The sequence below is a fragment of the Streptomyces sp. Ag109_O5-1 genome (assembly GCF_003814875.1).
Taxonomy (GTDB): domain Bacteria; phylum Actinomycetota; class Actinomycetes; order Streptomycetales; family Streptomycetaceae; genus Streptomyces; species Streptomyces sasae.
The window spans coordinates 1,947,285-1,966,890 of record NZ_RKQF01000001.1; the positions used below are offsets into that span (position 1 = coordinate 1,947,285).

A 19,606-nucleotide genomic window follows, 5' to 3' on the forward strand; every position below is an offset into this window, starting at 1 on the left:
CCCAGCGCCCCTGAAGGGGCGCCGTGCAGCCCCTTGCTTTTAGGGGCGCTGGGGGTACCCCCGGCCGAAGGCTGGGGGAGGAACTGCGCGACCAGCCACGACGGCGCCGCAGCCGACACAGGCAGGTCACGGCACCTCCGGCAGAGCGCCTAGTAGGCACTCCTCAAGGCCTGTTCGAGAATCGCGGCGCCCTCCTCCGCCTCCGCCACCGTCAGCGACAACGGCGGGGCGATGCGCAGGGCGCTGGTGTTGTGGCCGCCGCCCTTGCCGATCAGGAGGCCGGCCTCCCTGGCCGCTTCCAGGACGGCCGACGCGGACTTGGGGTCGGCCTCGTCCGTGCCGGGCTTGACCAGTTCGATGCCGATCATCAAGCCACGGCCGCGCACCTCCCGTACCCCGGGCAGCTGGGCCGCGACGGCCCGCAGACGCTCGATGAGCAGGCCGCCCACCCGGCGGGCGTTGCCCTGGAGGTCGTGTTCCAGGAGGTACGACAGGTTGGCGAGGCCGGCCGCCATGGTGATCTGGGTGCCGCCGAACGTCGAGATGCTGTTGGAGTCCAGGCAGTTCATGATCTCGGCGCGGGCCACCACACCGCCGATGGCACTGCCGTTACCGATGCCTTTGGCGAAGGTGAGGATGTCCGGCGGGCCGCTCTGGCCGTGTGCCTGCCAGCCCCAGAAGTGCTCGCCGGTGCGGCCCCAGCCGGTCTGCACCTCGTCGGCGATCCAGAGGATGCCCTGTTCCTGGAGGACCTCGCGGAAGGCCGCGTACAGCCCGTCGGGCGGGGAGGTGAAGCCGCCGACGCCCTGGATGGGCTCGGCGATCAGCGCGGCCGGCGCACGGGTGTGGCCGAGGAGGTCGCGCAGGTCGTCGACGCAGGCCGCGATGAAGTCACGGTCGTTCAGCTCGGCGAACGGGCCGCGGGTGCGGACGCCGCCGTGGACGTACAGCGTCTGGAGCGGGGACAGGGAGGTCGGGGACCAGCCCTTGTTGCCGGTGATGCCGACCGAGCTGAAGGAGCGGCCGTGGTAGCTGTTGCGCATCGCCAGGATCGTGTTGGTCCTGCGGTACGTCGTCGCGAGCAGCAGCGCCGTGTCGTTGGCCTCGGTGCCGGAGGTGGTGAAGAAGACCCGGGCATCCGGGATGCCGCTCAACTGGGCGATGCGCTCGGCGAGTTCGACCATCGGGCGGTTGAGGTAGAGCGTGGAGGAGTGGATGATCCGGCCCGCCTGCTCGCTCACCGCCTTGGTGACCTCGGGGAGCGCGTGCGCGGTCATCGTGGTGAGGATGCCGCCGAAGAAGTCCAGGTAGCGGTTGCCGTCCGCGTCCCAGACGTGCCGGCCCTCGCCGTGCGTGATCTCCAGCGGCTCGTCGTAGTAGAGCGCCAGCCAGTCGGGCAGGACCTGGCGGTGGCGGGCGAAGAGGTCGTTCACGGCTGTACCAGCCCTTCGTAGGCATCGGGACGGCGGTCGCGGTAGAAAGCCCACTGCTGCCGCACTTCTTCGATCAGGTCGAAGTCGAGGTCGCGGACGACGAGTTCCTCACCCTTGTCGCTCGCCACCTCCCCCACGAACTGCCCACGTGGATCAACGAAATAGCTTGTCCCGTAGAAATCGTTGTCCCCGTACTCCTCCTGACCCACCCGGTTGATGGCGGCGATGAAGTACTCGTTGGCGACGGCGGCGGCCGGCTGCTCCAGCTGCCAGAGGTAGGCCGACAGACCGCGCGAGGTGGCCGACGGGTTGTAGACCAGCTGGGCGCCGTTGAGGCCGAGTTGGCGCCAGCCTTCCGGGAAGTGGCGGTCGTAGCAGATGTACACGCCGACCTTGCCGACGGCGGTGTCGAAGACCGGCCAGCCGATGTTGCCGGGCTTGAAGTAGTACTTCTCCCAGAAGCCCTTGACCTGCGGGATGTGGTGCTTGCGGTACTTGCCGAGGAAGGTGCCGTCGGCGTCGATCACGGCGGCGGTGTTGTAGTAGAAGCCGGACTGCTCGACCTCGAAGACCGGGACGACGATCACCATGCCGGTCTCGCGGGCCAGTTCCTGCATACGGCTGACCGTCGGGCCGTCCGGGACCGGCTCGGCCCAGCGGTAGTGCTCGGGTTCCTGGACCTGGCAGAAGTAGGGGGCGTTGAAGACTTCCTGAAATCCGATGATCTTCGCACCCTGGCGGGCCGCCTCGCGGGCGTACACCTCGTGTTTCGCCACCATGGACTCGGTGTCGCCGGTCCAGGTGGCCTGGACCAGAGCGGCGCGTACGACGTTGGCCATGAGCTGCTCCTTCTACGCCCGTAGAGGGTCGAAAGTAAGCCTCCTCGGAGTCCTTGCCAAGACCATCGTCGTTAAGCCGCCGAGTCGATCGCGTTTCCTACCTGGCTGGCGGATGCGGGGGCCGATTCGGGGGCACCGTTGCGGGTGCGGGAGCGCTTCGGACTGCGGGTGCGTCGTGGCTGGTCTCGCAGTTCCTCCCCCAGCCTTCGGCCAGGGGTACCCCCAGCGCCCTTTGGGGCGCGTCGCGGTCAGACCCCTCAAGAAGCGAAGCCCGCCACCCTGAGCGCGTGCAGCAGGTCCCACTGGCGTTGCTCCGAGATCGTCTGTGCCGAGTCGAGGAGCAGCGGGACCAGGCGGTGCGGGTCCGGCTCCGCGCAGTGGGCCGCCTCCTCCGGGGTGCGGACCTGGACGTAGGCGTCCAGCAGGGCCCGGGCCTCGCGGTGGCGGCCCTCCGCGTCCAGGGCGAGGACCGCCTCGCCCATCTCCGTGGCGGGGCGGACCACGCCCTGGCGGAGTATCTGGCTGCCGTCGGCGGTCCGGCCCGCGACGGTCAGGGCGTCGGCGACCGCCACCAGCCGGGCGGGCGGCAGTGAGGCCGCCTCCCACAGCAGCGTGGCCCAGTCGGCGCCGAGTCCGGCCCTCTGGAGGGCGTCCGCGAGTTGCGGGAGCCGGGCGGCGGGCCACTGCGCGACCTCGGCCAGGAGTGCGTGCGCTTCGCCGGTGCGACCCTCCGCACGCAGCCGCACCAGCTGCTGCACGGCCTCGGCCACGGCCTGCCCCGCCTCCTGGTCGGGCCGCTCCACCACGGGCTCCGGCTGCACCGGTGTCTCGGCGGCCCCGGCGAACCTGGCCCCGCGCGGGGTCCCGCGGCCGGTGGGGGCGGCGGGCACGGGCACTTCGGGGGTCTGCGGTACGACCGAGGGCGCGGCCTCGTCCGCCGCCATACCCGCGAACCGGGCGCTGCCCCGTCGCCGCTTGCGCTGCTTGGCGGGAGCGGGGGCGGGGGCAGGGACGGGGGCCGATGCGGGTGTGCCGTCGTCAGTGGTGGGCTCGGCCCGACGGCCGTACCTCGTGGCGCCGGTCTCGGACGCCGCGCCCGAGTGGTCGGCCGCCGGTTCGGCCGCGGCGAAGTCGGCCTGCGGATCGTAGGACGCGTGGCCGGGGGCAGCGGGCCCACGCGGCGGAGAGCCGAACACGGCGGCCTCGTCCGCCATGGACTCGAACCCGAGCGATCCGCCGGCCGCGGAATCATCTGCTACCGGCCGGTTCACCGCGGCCCCGAACACGGACGCCCCATCGGGCACGGGCTCGCCGGCCGCCGCTCCGCTCACCGGAGTCCCGCCCGTCGGGAACTCGTCGTCGGCGCGGAGTGCGGCCCCGCCTGTCCGGCCCCGAAGTACTCGCGGCGCGCTCCCCCGCAGGTCCCCGGCGCCGGTCCGCGCGTCCAGTCGCTCCAGTCGCGCCCGGAGTTCGGCGCACCGGGCGGAGGCCCGTTCGTGGTCGTCGCGGGCCCAGGCGAGGTCGACGGTGAGGGCCTCGGCCTCCTCGTGGGAGCGCGCGGAGCCGAGCGCGCGGCCGAGCCGGTCCAGCCGTTCGGCGGCGTACCGCTGTTCGCGGAGCATGCCGTCGAGGCGGTCGCTCAGGTCCTCCCGGGCGCCGGGCCGGGCGTCGTGTGCGGTGAGGGCGCTCGCGTGCAGCGGCCGGGCCTGTTCGGCCTCGTGTGCGGCGGCCTCGGTGCCGTAGGCGATCGCGAGGTCCTGGAGCAGTGCCTCCACGACGTCCCAGGGCGGCACCTCACGCCCGCCGAGGCAGGCCTGCATACCGTCCGGGTCGCGTTGCCAGAACACCGCGCACCAGCCGCCGCCCTGGTCCAGACGCGCCAGCAGGCCGTTGAGGTAGTTCGCGAACTCCCGTACCCGGCCCGGGAGCCGATCCCCCGTCATCGCGCACCTCCCGCAACTCCCGCCGGCCCGGAACACTCCGGCTCCGTAGGCAACACCAGTCGTGTTACGGGGCTGCTACGGGGAGTTTTCAGCGGGCGCGCAGAGCCCTCATTGCGGGATCTTGACCGATGCGCGTCAGGCGACGACCAGGGCGCAGCGCTGGACCAGTTCGTCCATCGACAGACCGAGGGCGCGGGCCAGTGCGGCGACGGTGAAGAACGCCGGGGTCGGCGCCCGGCCGGTCTCGATCTTGCGGAGGGTCTCGGCCGAGATGCCGGCCTCGGCCGCCACCTCCGTCATGCTCCGGCCGCCGCGCGCCTCGCGCAGCAGCTGCCCGAGCCGTTCGCCGCGTTCACGCTCTTCCGGGGTGAGAGGGGTGCGTACCATGCCGTCATTCTAACCCGGTCGAGTAAGCCGGTATATTAATTGGCATGGTGGAACTGAAGACAGACACATCGATCGACGCCATGTACGAGGCGGGGCAGGTGGTCGGGCGGGCCCTGACGGCCGTACGGGAGGCCGCCGACGTCGGCGTCTCCCTGCTCGAACTGGACGAGGTGGCCAGGGAGGTGCTGCGTACGGCCGGAGCCTCCTCCCCCTTCCTCGGCTACCGGCCCTCCTTCGCGCCCACCCCGTTCCCGGCGGTCATCTGCGCCTCCGTGAACGACGCGATCGTGCACGGCATCCCGACCGCGTACCGGCTGCGCGACGGCGACCTGGTCTCCATCGACTGCGGCGCGGTACTGGACGGCTGGGCGGGCGACTCGGCGATCAGCTTCACGGTCGGCAGACCGCGCCCCGCGGACGTCCGGCTGATCGAGACGGCCGAGCGGGCGCTGGCGGCGGGCATCGCGGCGGCCGTCGTCGGCAACCGCATCGGCGACATCGCGCACGCGATCGGCCGGGTGTGCCGGGAGGCCGGCTACGGCATCCCGCAGGACTTCGGCGGACACGGCATCGGCCGTCGTATGCACGAGGACCCGGGGGTGCCGAACGAGGGCCGCCCCGGCCGCGGTCTTCCGCTCCGCCAGGGCCTGGTCATCGCGATCGAGCCCATGCTGATCGGCAGCGGCCGCGACGGCTACCACGCGGCCCCCGACGGCTGGACCCTGTGCACGAACGACGGCTCCCGCGCGGCCCACGCCGAGCACACGGTGGCGGTCACGGAGACCGGGCCGCGGGTCCTCACCGAGCGGAATTCAAAGGCGTGACACAGCCCATCCCCGAGCGTCTCCAATAACCGCGTGCCGACCCATGAATTCCCTATGCCGCTGAGCAGCCGCCGTAATGCGCCCGTATACATATCCGTGACGGGCGGAGAAAAGGCCGCCCAAATCAGCGAAGGAGTTCTCATGGAAAACGTGCGCATGCGAGTACCGGTCCCCCGGCCCACGCGGCGGCGCCCGGTACCTCCGCCGCCTCCGCCGCAGGGTCAGCGGCCGCCCCGGCCGCATCCAACGGCCGCTGATCTCCTGACGTAACACCGTCCGTGGCAGGCTGACCGGCGGAGGTACGCCCCCCTCCGCCGGTCCGCGCCCGAGGCGACTCGGGGTGACCCGGGGTGGAAGGAAGGCGATGTTCCGGCGGCACGCGAAGATCTCCCCGGCCACCGCATTTCGCAGACTGTGGCCGCTCACCCGGCCCGAAAGAATTCATCTCTGGACCGCCGTACTGTGCCAGACGATTTCCGTCGCATGTGACACGGCGGCCATTCAGGTTTTCTCCTATCTCACCGACAAGGTCCTCACCTCGGCCGATCCGACGAAATTCTGGAGACCGGCCGGGCTGTGGCTCACGGTGGCTCTGCTGGGCGCGGCCGTGACATTCGCGGCCCAACAGCTGACCACCCGTGCCGAGGAGGGTTTCCGGCTCCGCTGCCGCGACGAGGTGTTCCAGCACGCCCAGCGGCTGCCCCCGCACTACTACGAGAACAATCCCCGGGGCGACCTGCCGGCCCGGTTCACCGGGGACATCGACGAGGCGGAGCACGTGGTCGCCTCCGGCCCGGTACAGCTGCTCAACACCGCCGTCAGCCTGCTCTTCTTCGCCGGCGCCGCGCTGTGGCTGCGCTGGGAGCTGGCCCTGCTCACCTTCGCCGCGGCGCCGGTGCTGTGGCTGGGCACGCGCCGGCTGTCCCGGCCGATCCGGACGCTGTCGCGCGCGGAGCGCGACCGGTACGGGGAACTGGTCGACGCGCTCGACGAGAACCTCGCGAACATGCCCGTCGTACAGGCGCCCCGGCGCGGTCACCCCGGACAACGTCGGCTTCACCTATCCCGGCGGGAACCGGCCGATCGTCACCGGCCTCGGCTTCACGGCGTACCCGGGCCAGCTGGTCCTCATCGACGGCCCCAGCGGCTCGGGCAAGTCCACCCTGGCGAAACTGCTGCTGCGCTTCTACGACCCCACCGAGGGCCGCATCCTCCTGGACGGCCGCGACATCACGAGCCTCCCGCTGCGCAGACTCCGCGAACTGATCACTCTCGTGCCGCAGGACCCGATGCTGCTCGACGCCACGATCCGCGAGAACATCGCGTACGGCCGTCCCGGCGCCGACGAGCGGAGCGTCCTGCGCGCGGCCGAGGCCGCCGACGTGGCCGGCTTCGCCCACCGTATGCCGGACGGCTACGACACCGCCGTGGGCCCCGGCGGACGGCAGCTGTCCGGCGGCCAGCAGCGGCGCGTGGCCATCGCGCGGGCGCCGGTGCGCGACACCCCGGTCCTGGTCCTGGACGAGCCGACGACGGGCCTGGACGCCGAGTCCGCCCGCCGTGTGATGGAGCCGCTGCGCCGGCTGATGGCGTCCCGCACCACGTTCCTCATCACGCACGACCCGCAACTCGCCGTCCAGGCCGATACCGTCCTGCCCGTCGGGCCGCTGCCCGAACTGCTGGACGTGCCCCCCTCCGGCGGGCGTGCGAAGGTGGTGTGACCGAGCCCTGCAGGGGCACCCGCGTGGGCCGGCACGTCGACCAGCGAGCGCGTCCCCCAAGGCGCCGGGACGCCGGAACGGAACGAACGCCCATGACCAGCGGCTACCCCGGACCGGGCGACTACGGACAGGACCCCTTCGGCGACTTCCTCGCACGCTTCTTCGGCGGCGGCGGAGCACGGCAGGGCCCCCGCCAGATCGACATCGGCAGGCTGCTGAGCCAGCCGGCCAGGGAACTGGTCAAAGGCGCCGCCCAGTACGCCGCCGAGCACGGCAGCCGGGACCTCGACACCGAGCATCTGCTGCGCGCGGCCCTCTCGGCGGAGCCGACCCGCTCCCTGCTGAGCAGGTCCGGCGCGGACCCGGACTCGCTGGCCACGGAGATCGACGGCCGAGCGGGCCCGGTCCAGCACTCGCCCGGCGAGGCACCCCCGCCGACCTCCCTCTCGCTGACCCCCGCCGTGAAGCGGGCGCTGCTGGACGCGCACGAACTGGCCCGGGCCAGCGGCACCGGGTACATCGGCCCGGAGCACGTGCTGGGCGCGCTCGCCGCGAACCCCGACTCGGCCGCCGGGCACATCCTGAACGCCGCCCGCTTCGCCGCCGGCCTGCCGCAGGACACCGCGGAGACCGACCGTTCCCTGCCCGGAACGGACCATCGGCGCAGGACGAACACGCCGACGCTCGACAAATACGGCCGCGACCTGACCGAGCAGGCCGGACAGGGCCGGATCGACCCGGTCATCGGCCGCGACGACGAGATCGAGCAGACCATCGAGGTGCTCTCCCGGCGCGGCAAGAACAACCCGGTGCTGATCGGTGACGCCGGCGTCGGCAAGACGGCGATCGTCGAGGGCCTGGCTCAGCGGATCGCCGACGGGGACGTGCCGGACGTGCTCTCGTGCCGCCGGGTGGTCGCCCTCGACCTGCCGGCCGTGGTCGCGGGCACCCGCTTCCGGGGCGACTTCGAGGAGCGTCTCACCAACATCGTGAACGAGATCCGCGCCCACTCCGACCAGCTGATCGTCTTCATCGACGAACTGCACACCGTGGTCGGCGCCGGAGGCGGTAGCGAGGGCGGCGCCATGGACGCGGGCAACATCCTCAAGCCCGCCCTCGCCCGGGGCGAGCTGCACATCGTGGGCGCGACCACGCTGGAGGAGTTCCGCAAGATCGAGAAGGACGCGGCGCTGGCCCGCCGCTTCCAGCCGATCCTGGTGCCCGAGCCGACGGTCCCCGACGCCATCGAGATCCTGCGCGGCCTGCGCGACCGCTACGAGGCCCACCACCAGGTCCGCTACACGGACGAGGCCCTGGTCGCCGCCGTGGAGCTCTCCGACCGCTACCTCACCGACCGCCGGCTGCCCGACAAGGCGATCGACCTGATCGACCAGGCGGGCGCCCGGGTCCGCCTCGGCTCCCGTACCAAGGGCAGCGACGTACGGACGATGGAGCGCGAGATCGAGCAGCTCACCCGGGACAAGGACCAGGCGGTCGCGGACGAACAGTACGAACGCGCCACCCAACTCCGCGACCGCATTGGTGAGTTGAAGACACGCACCACCGAACTCTCCGGCGAGGACCAGGCGGACGAGGGGATGAACCTGGAGGTGACGGCCGAGGCGATCGCCGAGGTGGTGTCCCGCCAGACCGGCATCCCGGTCAGCAGCCTCACCCAGGAGGAGAAGGAACGGCTGCTCGGCCTGGAGGCGCATCTGCACCAGCGGGTCATCGGCCAGGACGAGGCGGTCTCCGTCGTCTCCGAGGCGGTCATGCGCTCCCGTGCCGGGCTCGCGAGCCCGCACCGCCCCATCGGCAGCTTTCTCTTCCTCGGCCCGACCGGCGTCGGCAAGACCGAACTGGCCCGCGCCCTCGCCGAGGTGCTGTTCGGCAGTGAGGACCGGATGGTCCGCCTGGACATGAGCGAGTACCAGGAGCGCCACACCGTCTCCCGCCTGGTGGGCGCCCCGCCGGGATACGTCGGCCACGAGGAGGCCGGCCAGCTCACCGAGGTCGTCCGCCGCCACCCCTACTCACTGCTCCTCCTCGACGAGGTCGAGAAGGCCCACCCGGACGTCTTCAACATCCTGCTCCAGGTCCTGGACGACGGCCGCCTCACCGACTCCCAGGGCCGCACGGTGGACTTCACCAACACGGTCATCGTGATGACGAGCAACCTGGGCTCGGACGTGATCACGCGGCGCGGCATCGGCGTCGGCTTCGGCCCCAGCGGGGAGGAGGCGACGGAGGAGGCCCGCCGTGAACAGGTCCTCCGCCCGCTCCGCGACCACTTCCGCCCGGAGTTCCTGAACCGCATCGACGAGATCGTCGTCTTCCGCCAGCTCACCGGCGACCAGCTGCACCAGATCACCGAACTCCTGCTGGAACACACCCGCCGCATGCTGCACGCCCAGGGCATCACCGCACACTTCACGGACAAGGCGGTCAACTGGCTGGCGGAACACGGCTACCAGCCGGAGTACGGCGCCCGACCCTTGCGCCGCACCATCCAGAGGGAGGTCGACAACCAACTGTCGCGTCTCCTCCTGGACGGCACGATCACGGAAGGCAGCGAGGTGACAGTGGAGGAATCACACGGCCACTTGGAGTTCCGGCCCGCAAAAGCGCCCCGTTAGGGGCACTGGGGGTACCCCCGGCCGAAGGCTGGGGGAGGAACTGCGCGACCAGCCCCCGCACACCCGCAGCCCGCATACTACGGAGCCGGATCCACCACCTGAGCGGATCCACCACCCCGCCGCACAGTCTCAGCCGCCGCCAGCCACTTCCCACCGGGCAACCGCTGCACCCCAGTAGCCGCCCCGATCTCGGCATTCAACGAGAACACATGCCCAATCGCCTCCAACTTCCCCCTCAACACAGGGTCGTTGTACAGCGCAGGCTCAAGCTCGGTCTTGGCAGCGTTCCGCTGCGATGCACGCGGCGCCGCGATCGCGTCCACCAACGGCAGATGCCGGTCGATGAACTCGGTCAGCACCTGGAGCACGGTGGTGATGATGGTCGCCCCACCGGGCGAACCCACGGCCACCACAGGCCGGTTCGTCTTGTCCAGCACGATCGTCGGCGAGATGGAAGACCGCGGCCGCTTCCCGGGCCCGGGCAGGTTCGGGTCGTGCACCGCGGGGTTCGCCGGGGTGAACGAGAAGTCGGTCAGCTCGTTGTTGAGCAGGAACCCCCGCCCCGGAACAGTGATCGCGCTGCCGCCGGTCTGCTCGATGGTGAGCGTGTAGGAGACGACGTTCCCCCACTTGTCGGCGACGGTGAGGTGGGTCGTGTTCTCCCCCTCGTACGTGGTCGGCGCCGCCGTACCGGTCGAGCCCGGGTCATTGGGATCGCCCGGCGCGACCGGACTCGTCAGCACCGAGTCGTCGTGGATGAGCGCCGCCCGCTCGTCGGCGTACCGCTGTGACAGCAGCCCCTTCGTCGGGACGTCCTCGAACGCGGGGTCGCCCACCCAGCGCCCGCGGTCGGCGAAGGAGATCCGGCTCGCCTCGATGTAGTGGTGCAGATACTGCACCTCACTGGCCTTGGAGAGGTCTGTGTTCTCAAGGATGTTGAGGGCTTCCCCGACCGTCGTGCCACCCGACGACGAGGGCGCTATCGAGTACACCTTGAGCCCGCGGTACGAGGTCTCGGTGGGCGCCTGCAGCTTCGCCCGGTAGGCGGCCAGATCCTTCGCGGACAGCTTGCCCGCACGTGCCTTCCACCCCGAACTCGGGTCCGCCGGAGGATTGTCGACCGTGGTGAGGATGTCCTTGCCCAGGTCGCCCCGGTAGATCGCCCCGATCCCCTTCTTCCCCAGCTCCTCATAGGTGCGGGCGAGATCGGGGTTCTTGAAGGTGGAACCGACCACCGGCAGCTGACCACCCGGCAGGAACAGCTTCGCGGTGTCCGGGAAGTACCGGAACCGTGTCTCGTTAGCGGCGGTCTGCGACCGGAACGTGTCGTCGACGACGAAGCCGTCACGGGCGATCCGCTCGGCCGGCTTCAGCACCGTACCGAGCCGTTCGCTGCCCCACTGGTCCAGCGCCGTCTGCCAGGTGGCGGGTGTTCCGGGTGTCCCGACGCTCAGCCCACTGCTGACCGCGTCCGCGAAGGCCAGCGGCTGGCCGTTCTCCACGAACAGGTTGGAGTCGGCGGTGAGCGGTGCCGTCTCGCGGCCGTCGATCGTGTGCACCGTACGGGACTTGGCGTCGTAGTAGACGAAGTAGCCGCCTCCGCCGACGCCGGAGGAGTAGGGCTCGGTGACCCCGAGCGCGGCGGCGGTCGCGACGGCCGCGTCGACCGCGTTGCCGCCCTTGCGCAGTACCTCTATACCGGCCGCGGAGGCGTCCTGGTCGACGCTGGCGACCGCACCTCCGTAGCCGACGGCCACCGGGACCTTCGCGGCGGTCGCACCGCCGGAGGCGGCAGGCGGTGCCGCCGCTCCCACCGACACCACGGCGGCCGAGACCGCCAGGACCGTCAGTTTCCGCGCGACAGGGCGACGCATCCGCACCTCCAGTTCACGAATGTCAGCGCAGCGTATCCATAGGGCCGGGGCCCCGACAGGCGCATTCAGGGCACTGTCATATGACTGCCACACTTCGAACACGGGTACGTTCCGGCCACCTGTGCCCGCTAGCATGCGCGCCCATGAATGACGACCTGCGCAACATTGTCCTCGGTGTGGTGGCCGCCGGCATCAGCGCCGCTCTCGGCTGGCTGGCCCGCACCTACATCTGGCGGCGGAAGCTGCGCCGCAAGCAGGCCTTCTTCGGGCTGCCCGAGAACTCGGAGTCGCTGCTGGTCGTCAACCGCGATCCGGCCACCTCCGAACCGGCGGTCCACCGTTTCGACGTGTTCGCGCTCCTGGAGCTGGCCGCGCTGATCAAGGACTGCGGGGCGAACCTGCAGATGGTGACGCAGGACAACGTCCAGCAGGGCTTCGGCGAGCGCACCGAGTTCTGCGTGGGCGGTCCCGGGTCGAACCGCCGCATGCTCGCGCACATGTCGGCGATGCTGCCCGGTGTACGCGTCAACATCGACCCGGAGCCGGGCCCGGACCGCGGCGCCTTCCAGATCGGCTCCGAGCGCTACCGCCTGGATCCGGGCATCACCGAGTACGTACTCCTCGCCCGTCTCACCGCCGGCCAACGACCCGACGCCCGGCCGGTGTTCCTCTTCTGCGGGCAGCGCGCGATCACCAACCAGGCCGCCACCCGCTACCTCGCACGCAACCACGAGCGGCTCGCCCGCAAGCACGGCAACAACTCCTTCGTGCTGCTCCTCAAGGTCGTCAACTCGCAGGCGTACGGCCCTGACGTGGTCGAACTCGTCGCGGACGTCACCCGGGCCGCCCAGGCGCCGCTGCCGCCGGCGGCGACCGAAACCGCACCCTCGTCACACCGCGCCTCCTGAGTACCTGCACGCTTCAACAATCTTTACCGGCACGTAACTTACCGACGGGTTACTTGCGGTAAGGCGTCGAGGTTACCGTCTGGTCACTTTGCACTGACACGAGTGAGGAGTGGCCGATGGGACACGGTCGTCGCACCACCGCTTTGCGTAACTCCGCCGTAGGGGCCGCCGCCGCGGCCCTGATCGCCGGTTCCGTCGTCGGCCTGGCTCCGGCCGCACAGGCCGCCGCCCCGGTCCGCTTCGTCGACATCACCGGCTACGGCGGCACGGTACTGAAGGCGAACGTCGCCGCACCCGCGGACGCCGACGCCACGCACCGCTACCCGCTGATCGTGCTGCCCACGAGCTGGTCGCTGCCCCAGGTCGAGTATCTGGCCCAGGCCCAGAAGCTCGCCGACTCCGGCTACATCGTGGTCAGTTACAACGTGCGCGGGTTCTATCAGTCCGGCGGGCAGATAGAAGTGGCCGGTCCGCCGGACGTGGCGGACGCATCCAAGGTCATCGACTGGGCCCTCGCCAACACCGGTGCCGATCCACAGCACATCGGCATCGCGGGGGTGTCGTACGGCGCCGGGATCAGCCTGCTGGCCGCCGCGCACGACAAGCGGATCAAGGCGGTCGGCGCGCTCAGCGGCTGGGCGGACCTGATCGACTCGATCTACTCGGGCCGCACCCAGCACGTCGAGGCGACCGCGCTCCTCGACGGCACGGCGACCCTGACCGGCCGCGAGAGCCCGGAGGCCAAACAGATCTTCAAGGACTTCTACGCCTCGAACCTGGACCGGGAACAGGCGATGATCGACTGGGGGGAGAAACGTTCCCCCGCGACCTATCTCGACCAGCTCGACAAGAACGGCGCGGCCGTCTTCATGGCCAACGCCTGGAGCGACTCCATCTTCCCGGCCAATCAGTACGCCGACTTCTACGACAGGCTGACGGTCCCGAAGCGCCTGGAGCTGCGCCCCGGCGACCACGCCACCGCCGAGCTGTCCGGCCTGCTCGGGCTGCCCAACGACGTGTGGACCGACACCGAGCGCTGGTTCGACCACTATCTCAAGGGCGCGGACAACGGCGTCGACCGCGAGCAGCCGGTACAGCTCGAGTCCCGTACCAGCGGCGGCTACGAGGGTTACCCGGACTGGAAGTCGGTGGGCGCCACCCGGAAGAAGCTCGCCCTCGCCGGTGCGACGACCATCCACGCCAACGTCGACTCGGGCGCGGACGGCGGGGTGGTGCTCCTCTCCGGCCTTCTCGACCAGGTCGCCCAGCTGCCGCCGGTCGCCTCGATCCCGCTGCTGCCCCGCCGCTGGGCCGCCGTCTGGCAGTCCGAGCGGTACGGCAGCGCACAGCAGGTGCGCGGCACCGCCCGGCTGCACACCACCCTCACCCCGACGAAGGAGAGCGGCACCCTCGTCGCCTACCTCTACGACGTGGGCCCGCTCGGCCTCGGCAAGCTGGTCACCCACGCGCCGTACACCTGGTACGACCGCACGCCCGGCAAGTCGTTCGACGTGGACCTCGACCTGTTCTCCACGGCCTACGACGTACCGGCCGGGCACCGGCTCGCGCTGGTGATCGACACGGTGGACCCGCTCTACATCGAGCACAACCCGTCCGGCGCGCAGCTGACCTTCTCCTCGCCGGTGGACGACCCGTCGTACGTGTCCGTCCCGCTGCGCGAGCAGTGATCTCCGGCTGCCGCCGGCCGGGCCTGGCCCTGGCTGCTGCTCCTACGGTCGAGGGGCCGTGGGGGCGCCCCCACCGGGCAGCAGCGTCCCTGGTTCGGCCGGGGCCACCTCGACGGCCTCGGTCTTGGGACTGCGCTGCTCCCGTCGGGCCGCCCAGCCGGCGAACCACGAGAGCAACATGCACATCCCGATGTAGATCGGCGAGATCACCATCACCACAGGGATGAACGGCAAATCGTAGTCGAGGTTCGACGCGATCAGTTTCCCGGCATGGAGGAACTCCTCGTAGGTGATGAGATAGCCGAGCGAGGTGTCCTTCAGGGCCACCACCAGCTGGCTGATGATGGCGGGCAGCATGGCCCGGACGGCCTGGGGCACCAGAACGTACGCCATGACCTGGGACTTGCGCATGCCGAGCGCGAACGCGGCCTCCCGCTGGCCGCGTTCGACGCTTTCGACGCCGGCGCGGAAGACCTCGGCGAGCACCGAGCCGTTGTAGAGGGTGAGTCCGGCGACCAGGGCGGGCAGGGGCTGGACCTTCAGCGCCACGAAGATGAAGAAGATCATCACGAGGACGGGCATGGCGCGGAAGAACTCGACGACGACGGTGGCCGACCAGCGCACCGGACGGTGCTCCGAGAGCCGTCCGGTGGCCAGCAGGCCGCCCAGGGCCAGGGAGAGGACGGCCGCCATGGCGAAGGCCTTGAGCGAGTTGCCGAGGCCCCGCAGGAGGAGTTCCTGGATCCCCTTGTACTCGAAGGGCATCCACTTCGTGTAGGTGAACTGCTCGGTGTCGAACAGGAGATAGAGGATCCAGGCGAGCAGGGCGAGGATCAGGACGGTGGCCAGGACTCCGTAGAGGCGGTGCCGTCGGCGGGTCCTGGGGCCGGGGACGTCATAGAGCGCGGTGGCTGCCCCGGTCACCGGGCGACTCCCCACTCGCGCTCCATCAGATGGAACAGGGCGCTGATCGCGAGGGTGATGACGAGGTAGCCGACGGCGATCCAGACGAACGTCCAGACGACGTTGTAGCCGAGCTCGCTCAACGTCTTGTAGGTGCCGAGGAGTTCGGTGACGCTGAAGGCCCCCGCGATGGCGGAGTTCTTGGCGAGCGCGATAAGGGTGGAGCCGATCGGCGGGATGACCGAGCGGAACGCCTGGGGCAGGATCACCAGGTTGAGTGTCTGTCCGAAGGTCATGCCGAGGCTGCGGGCCGCCTCGCCCTGTCCTCTGGGCACGGTGTTGATGCCGGAGCGCAGCGCCTCGCAGATGAACGCGGAGGTGTAGCAGCCGAGCGCGATGACCGCGAACACCTTGAAGGGCAGCACCAGACCGAACCGGGGCAGGCCGAGCAGGACCGCGAAGAACAGCAGGGTGAGCGGGGTGTTGCGGAGCACGGTGACCCAGGCCGTGCCGAAGACGCGGAGGGAGCTGACGGGCGCGACCCGGAAGGAGGCCATCAGGAAGCCCAGGACGAGGGCCAGCACCGAGGAGTAGACGGTGAGTTGGACGGTGCCGAGGAAACCCTCGGCGTAGGTGTGGAAGTTCTCTGTGAGTACGTTCATGCCGTCCTCGCTCAGCTCGCGGGATAGCGGTCGATCGGGGGCGGCTCGGGGGCGGGTACACCGGACAGGCCGAGCGTCGCCTCGTACGCCCTCTTCCAGTCGCCGTTCTTCTGACGTGCCTCCAATGCGTCGTTCATCGCGAAGCGCAGGGCGTTGTCGTCGCGCGGGACGCCGATGCCGTACGGCTCCTTCGAGAAGGGTTTGCCGACGACCTTGAGTTCGCCGGGGGCCTTCGCCGCATAGCCGATGAGGATGGCGTCGTCGGTGGTGACGGCGTCGACCTGGTAGGTGAGCAGGTTGTCGACGCAGACGGAGTAGGTGTCGTAGGCGACCAGGATCGCCTTCGGATAGTCGGTCCTGATCCGCTGGTACGGCGTCGAACCGGCCGCCGAGCAGACGCGTTTGCCGTCGAGGTCCTCGGGGCCGTGGATGTCGTTCTCGTCCCGGCGCACCAGCAGGGACTGGCCGGCCATGTAGTACGGGCCGGCGAAGCCCACGAGTTTCCTGCGGTTGGCGTTGATGGTGTAGGTGCCGACGTAGTAGTCGATCTGGCCGTTCTGCAGGGCGGTCTCGCGGTTGGCGGAGGCGATGGTCTTGAAGCGGATCGTCTTCGGGTCGAGGCCGAGGGAGGCGGAGATCATCCTGGCGATCTCGATGTCGAAGCCCGAGTAGACGCCGGTGGCCGGGTCCCTCTCCCCCAGGTAGGGCTGGTCCTCCTTGACGCCGACGACGAAGTAGCCGCGCTTCCTCGCCCGGGTCCAGGTCGGCGAGTCGGGCAGCCGGAAGCGCTGCGCGACCTGGTAGGTGGGGAGTTTGTCGGCCGCCGGGCCCTTGCCGGGCGGGCTGCCCTCCTTGCCACAGCCGGTGAGGCCTGCGCCCACGACGGTGAGCAGCGCGGTGAGCAGGGCCAGGGCGGCGGGCACACGGGGGGTACGGAACATGGTCGGTGCTCCCCGCTCAGTGCTTGAGGATCTTGGAGAGGAAGTCCTTGGCGCGCTCGCTGCGCGGATTGGTGAAGAACTCCTCCGGGGCCCGGTCCTCGACGATCCGGCCGTCGGCCATGAAGACGACACGGTTGGCCGCGGAGCGGGCGAAGCCCATCTCATGGGTGACGACGATCATGGTCATGCCGTCCCGGGCGAGCTGCCGCATGACTTCGAGGACCTCGTTGATCATCTCGGGGTCGAGGGCGGAGGTGGGCTCGTCGAAGAGGAGGGCCTTGGGTTCCATCGCGAGGGCGCGGGCGATGGCCACGCGCTGCTGCTGGCCGCCGGAGAGCTGTGCGGGGTACTTCCCGGCGTGCGCCGACAGGCCGACCCGGTCGAGGAGCTCACGCGAGCGCTGGTCGGCCTCGTCCCTCTTGCGCCTGCGGACCTTGATCTGGGCGAGGGAGACGTTCTGCAGGACCGTCTTGTGGGCGAACAGGTTGAAGGACTGGAAGACCATGCCGACCTCGGCGCGGAGCCTCGCGAGGGCCTTGCCCTCCTGGGGAAGCGGCTGCCCGTCGAGCACGATCGTCCCGGACTCGACGGTCTCCAGGCGGTTGATGGTCCGGCACAGCGTCGACTTTCCCGACCCCGAGGGGCCGATGACCACGACCACCTCGCCCCTGCCGACGATGAGATCGATGTCGCGCAGGACATGGAGCTGCCCGTAGTGCTTGTTGACGTTCCGCAGTTCGATCAGAGGATCGACGGCCATACGCAGCCCTACCCACTCTCAGCCGTGTCGTGGTCGCCGCAAACTATCCAGCCCTGAGAGGACTCATGGCACGACACGCACTTTTCGGGCATTAGCCGTATTTACACCGCGTACGGGCCGCTTTACGCCGTATGCGAGGCCGCCGATCAGGCCTCGGCGACCTCGGCATAGAGCTGTGAGAGCTCAGGGGCGCCGCTGGCGGCCCAGTCCTGGCCGGATGTGACGACCTCGAACTCCCGCCCCGACGCCAGTCGCACCACCGGCTCGCCGTCCGCCCGGATCTCCCATTCCGCACCCGGCACGGTCCGGATCAGCACGGTGCCCAGATACAGGCCCGCGTCGGTGCCCAGCCAGGGCAGGGTCTCCTCGTCGTCGCGCCAGCGCGGCAGCAGCTGGTCGAGGGCCTCCAGCGAGGCCGGGGAGTCGTCGAGCGCGACGCCCTCCTCGGCCGCCTGGGCACGCAGCAGCTCGCACTCGGCGAGCAGCTCGGGGTCGGCGGTGTGGGGGGCGTCTCCGGTCCTGCCGTGCCTGTTACCCAGAAATGGGATGTTCATGGACCCAGACTGACACTCACACGTCCAGGTCCACCACCACCGGCGCGTGATCGGACGCACCCTTGCCCTTGCGCTCCTCGCGGTCGACGTAGGCGTCCTTGACGGCCTTCGCGAACGGCTCGTTGCCGTACACCAGGTCGATGCGCATGCCGCGGTTCTTGGGGAAGGCGAGCTGGCGGTAGTCCCAGTAGGTGTACGGGTGGTCGTACTTCAGCGGGCGCGGGACGACGTCGGACAGGCCGGTCTCGCGCAGGGCGGTCAGCGCGGCGCGCTCGGCCGGGGTGACATGGGTGAGGCCCTCGAAGGCGGCCCTGTCGAAGACGTCGTCGTCGGTCGGCGCCACGTTGTAGTCACCGAGGACCGCGAAGGGACGGCTGCCGCCCGCGTCACCGGCGACGGCGGCCTTCAGCGCCTCGAACCACTGGAGCTTGTAGGCGTAGTGCGGGTGGTCCACCTCGCGGCCGTTGGGCACGTACACCGACCAGACGCGGACCGGGCCGCACGTCGCCGAGATCGCGCGGGGCTCCTGGGCCCCGTCGTAGCCGGGGTCGCCGGGCAGGCCCTTGACGACGTCCTCCAGGCCGACCTTCGACAGCACCGCCACGCCGTTCCACCGCCCGGTCGCGTTCACCGCGGCCTCGTAGCCCAGCTCGCGCAGCGGCTCGAACGGGAACTGCTGCTCGGCGAGCTTGGCCTCCTGGAGGCAGAGCACGTCGGTGCCGCTGCTCTCCAGCCAGGCCAGGAGCCTCGGCAGGCGGGCGGTGATCGAGTTCACGTTCCAGGTCGCGATGCGCATGCCTCACAACCTACCGGGCCCCTCTGACAACCTGCCTCAGACGTCCGCCGAGCCCCCCGCGGCCAGCCGCAGGTGCTCCGCACCGCCCAGGGCACCGATCTGGCGGTCGTAGATCGGGCGCGCGAGGTCGGTGAGGAGGGCGTCGTGGATGTCGTAGGCGCGCTGCGGCTTCACCTCGCGGACGTAGTCGATGACCTCGGAGATCTTGTTCCAGGGGGCCATCACCGGGAGCATCAGCGTCTCGACCGGGTGGTCGGGGACGGTGAGGGCGTCGCCGGGGTGGAAGACCTTGCCGCCGTCGATCAGGTAGCCGACGTTGGTGATGCGCGGGATGTCCGGGTGGATCACCGCGTGCAGCTCTCCGTGCACCTGGACGTCGAAGCCGGCCGCGGTGAACGTGTCGCCGTGGCCGACGGTGTGCACCCGGCCCGGGAAGGCCGCCGCGAGCTGGTCGGCGACGGACTTCAGGGTCCAGATCTCGGTGGCCGGGTCGGCGTCCATGGCGGCCCGCAGCCGCCCCTCGTCGAAGTGGTCGCCGTGCTCGTGCGTGACCAGGATGGCGTCCGCGCCGACGGCCGCGTCCGCCTCGCTGAACCCTCCGGGGTCGAGGACGAGCGTGCGCCCGTCCTTCTCCAGGCGCACGCACGAGTGGGACTTCTTGGTGAGCTTCATGGTCACCATCCTGCCCTCGGAGGCGGGCCCGGCGCGTGCCGAAGCCTGGTGCTGCACGTACCCGG

17 protein-coding genes and 1 pseudogene are annotated in these 19,606 nt (G+C 70.3%); 6 read left to right on the forward strand and 12 right to left on the reverse strand.

The features are described 5' to 3' along the window. Positions 1-149 precede the first annotated feature (149 nt). From EDD90_RS08830 to EDD90_RS08845, 4 genes are all read right to left on the reverse strand, one after another. A complete protein-coding gene (locus EDD90_RS08830) occupies positions 150-1,433 on the reverse strand; it encodes an aspartate aminotransferase family protein (protein WP_123972546.1) in 1,284 nt (427 codons plus the stop codon). Further along, complete coding sequence (locus EDD90_RS08835) at positions 1,430-2,272, reverse strand: nitrilase-related carbon-nitrogen hydrolase (protein WP_123972547.1); 843 nt, start codon at positions 2,270-2,272, stop codon at positions 1,430-1,432. The genes EDD90_RS08830 and EDD90_RS08835 overlap by 4 nt, the downstream gene beginning before the upstream one ends. 257 nt (positions 2,273-2,529) lie before the next feature. Further along, on the reverse strand, positions 2,530-4,215 hold the full coding sequence (locus EDD90_RS08840; protein WP_123972548.1) for a hypothetical protein: 1,686 nt from the start codon (positions 4,213-4,215) through the stop codon (positions 2,530-2,532). Positions 4,216-4,350: 135 nt separating this feature from the next. After that, positions 4,351-4,602 (reverse strand): helix-turn-helix domain-containing protein, encoded by a 252-nt coding sequence (locus EDD90_RS08845; protein ID WP_123972549.1) that lies wholly within the window; start codon positions 4,600-4,602, stop codon positions 4,351-4,353. Between the two features lie 44 nt (positions 4,603-4,646). Here EDD90_RS08845 and map point away from each other — a divergent pair, with 44 nt between their 5' ends. The 4 genes and pseudogenes from map to EDD90_RS56970 all read left to right on the forward strand — a co-directional run bounded on the left by map (position 4,647) and on the right by EDD90_RS56970 (position 9,783). Next, complete coding sequence (gene map / locus EDD90_RS08850; protein ID WP_123972550.1) at positions 4,647-5,426, forward strand: type I methionyl aminopeptidase; 780 nt, start codon at positions 4,647-4,649, stop codon at positions 5,424-5,426. Positions 5,427-5,790: 364 nt separating this feature from the next. Continuing rightward, a pseudogene (locus EDD90_RS58915) lies at positions 5,791-6,438 on the forward strand (ABC transporter transmembrane domain-containing protein); the annotation flags it as partial. Positions 6,439-6,508: 70 nt separating this feature from the next. Further along, on the forward strand, positions 6,509-7,147 hold the full coding sequence (locus EDD90_RS58920) for an ATP-binding cassette domain-containing protein (protein WP_398928477.1): 639 nt from the start codon (positions 6,509-6,511) through the stop codon (positions 7,145-7,147). 92 nt (positions 7,148-7,239) lie between these two features. After that, a complete protein-coding gene (locus EDD90_RS56970; RefSeq protein WP_260327741.1) occupies positions 7,240-9,783 on the forward strand; it encodes an ATP-dependent Clp protease ATP-binding subunit in 2,544 nt (847 codons plus the stop codon). A gap of 77 nt (positions 9,784-9,860) precedes the next feature. Here the strand turns inward: EDD90_RS56970 and ggt are convergent, their stop codons facing one another. Beyond that, the gene (ggt, locus tag EDD90_RS08860) at positions 9,861-11,657 is read right to left on the reverse strand and encodes a gamma-glutamyltransferase (protein WP_185148993.1); all 1,797 of its coding nucleotides are present in this window, start codon (positions 11,655-11,657) and stop codon (positions 9,861-9,863) included. Between the two features lie 143 nt (positions 11,658-11,800). Between ggt and EDD90_RS08865 the strand changes: the two genes are divergently transcribed. Both EDD90_RS08865 and EDD90_RS08870 read left to right on the forward strand, forming a co-directional pair. Then, on the forward strand, positions 11,801-12,565 hold the full coding sequence (locus EDD90_RS08865; RefSeq protein WP_123972552.1) for a hypothetical protein: 765 nt from the start codon (positions 11,801-11,803) through the stop codon (positions 12,563-12,565). A gap of 116 nt (positions 12,566-12,681) precedes the next feature. Further along, complete coding sequence (locus EDD90_RS08870; RefSeq protein ID WP_123972553.1) at positions 12,682-14,253, forward strand: CocE/NonD family hydrolase; 1,572 nt, start codon at positions 12,682-12,684, stop codon at positions 14,251-14,253. Between the two features lie 42 nt (positions 14,254-14,295). Here the strand turns inward: EDD90_RS08870 and EDD90_RS08875 are convergent, their stop codons facing one another. From EDD90_RS08875 to EDD90_RS08905, 7 genes are all read right to left on the reverse strand, one after another. After that, positions 14,296-15,177: an amino acid ABC transporter permease gene (locus tag EDD90_RS08875; protein WP_123972554.1), complete on the reverse strand. Its 882-nt coding sequence runs from the start codon at positions 15,175-15,177 to the stop codon at positions 14,296-14,298. Next, the gene (locus EDD90_RS08880; RefSeq protein ID WP_123972555.1) at positions 15,174-15,818 is read right to left on the reverse strand and encodes an amino acid ABC transporter permease; all 645 of its coding nucleotides are present in this window, start codon (positions 15,816-15,818) and stop codon (positions 15,174-15,176) included. The genes EDD90_RS08875 and EDD90_RS08880 overlap by 4 nt, the downstream gene beginning before the upstream one ends. A gap of 11 nt (positions 15,819-15,829) precedes the next feature. Further along, a complete protein-coding gene (locus EDD90_RS08885) occupies positions 15,830-16,759 on the reverse strand; it encodes a glutamate ABC transporter substrate-binding protein (protein ID WP_123972556.1) in 930 nt (309 codons plus the stop codon). Positions 16,760-16,775: 16 nt separating this feature from the next. Beyond that, positions 16,776-17,519: an amino acid ABC transporter ATP-binding protein gene (locus EDD90_RS08890; protein ID WP_123972557.1), complete on the reverse strand. Its 744-nt coding sequence runs from the start codon at positions 17,517-17,519 to the stop codon at positions 16,776-16,778. Positions 17,520-17,665: 146 nt separating this feature from the next. Continuing rightward, positions 17,666-18,073 (reverse strand): DUF6278 family protein, encoded by a 408-nt coding sequence (locus tag EDD90_RS08895; protein WP_123972558.1) that lies wholly within the window; start codon positions 18,071-18,073, stop codon positions 17,666-17,668. Positions 18,074-18,089: 16 nt separating this feature from the next. Next, positions 18,090-18,869: an exodeoxyribonuclease III gene (locus EDD90_RS08900; RefSeq protein ID WP_123972559.1), complete on the reverse strand. Its 780-nt coding sequence runs from the start codon at positions 18,867-18,869 to the stop codon at positions 18,090-18,092. A 36-nt stretch (positions 18,870-18,905) separates the two neighbouring features. Next, a complete protein-coding gene (locus EDD90_RS08905; RefSeq protein WP_123981044.1) occupies positions 18,906-19,541 on the reverse strand; it encodes an MBL fold metallo-hydrolase in 636 nt (211 codons plus the stop codon). Positions 19,542-19,606 lie beyond the last annotated feature (65 nt).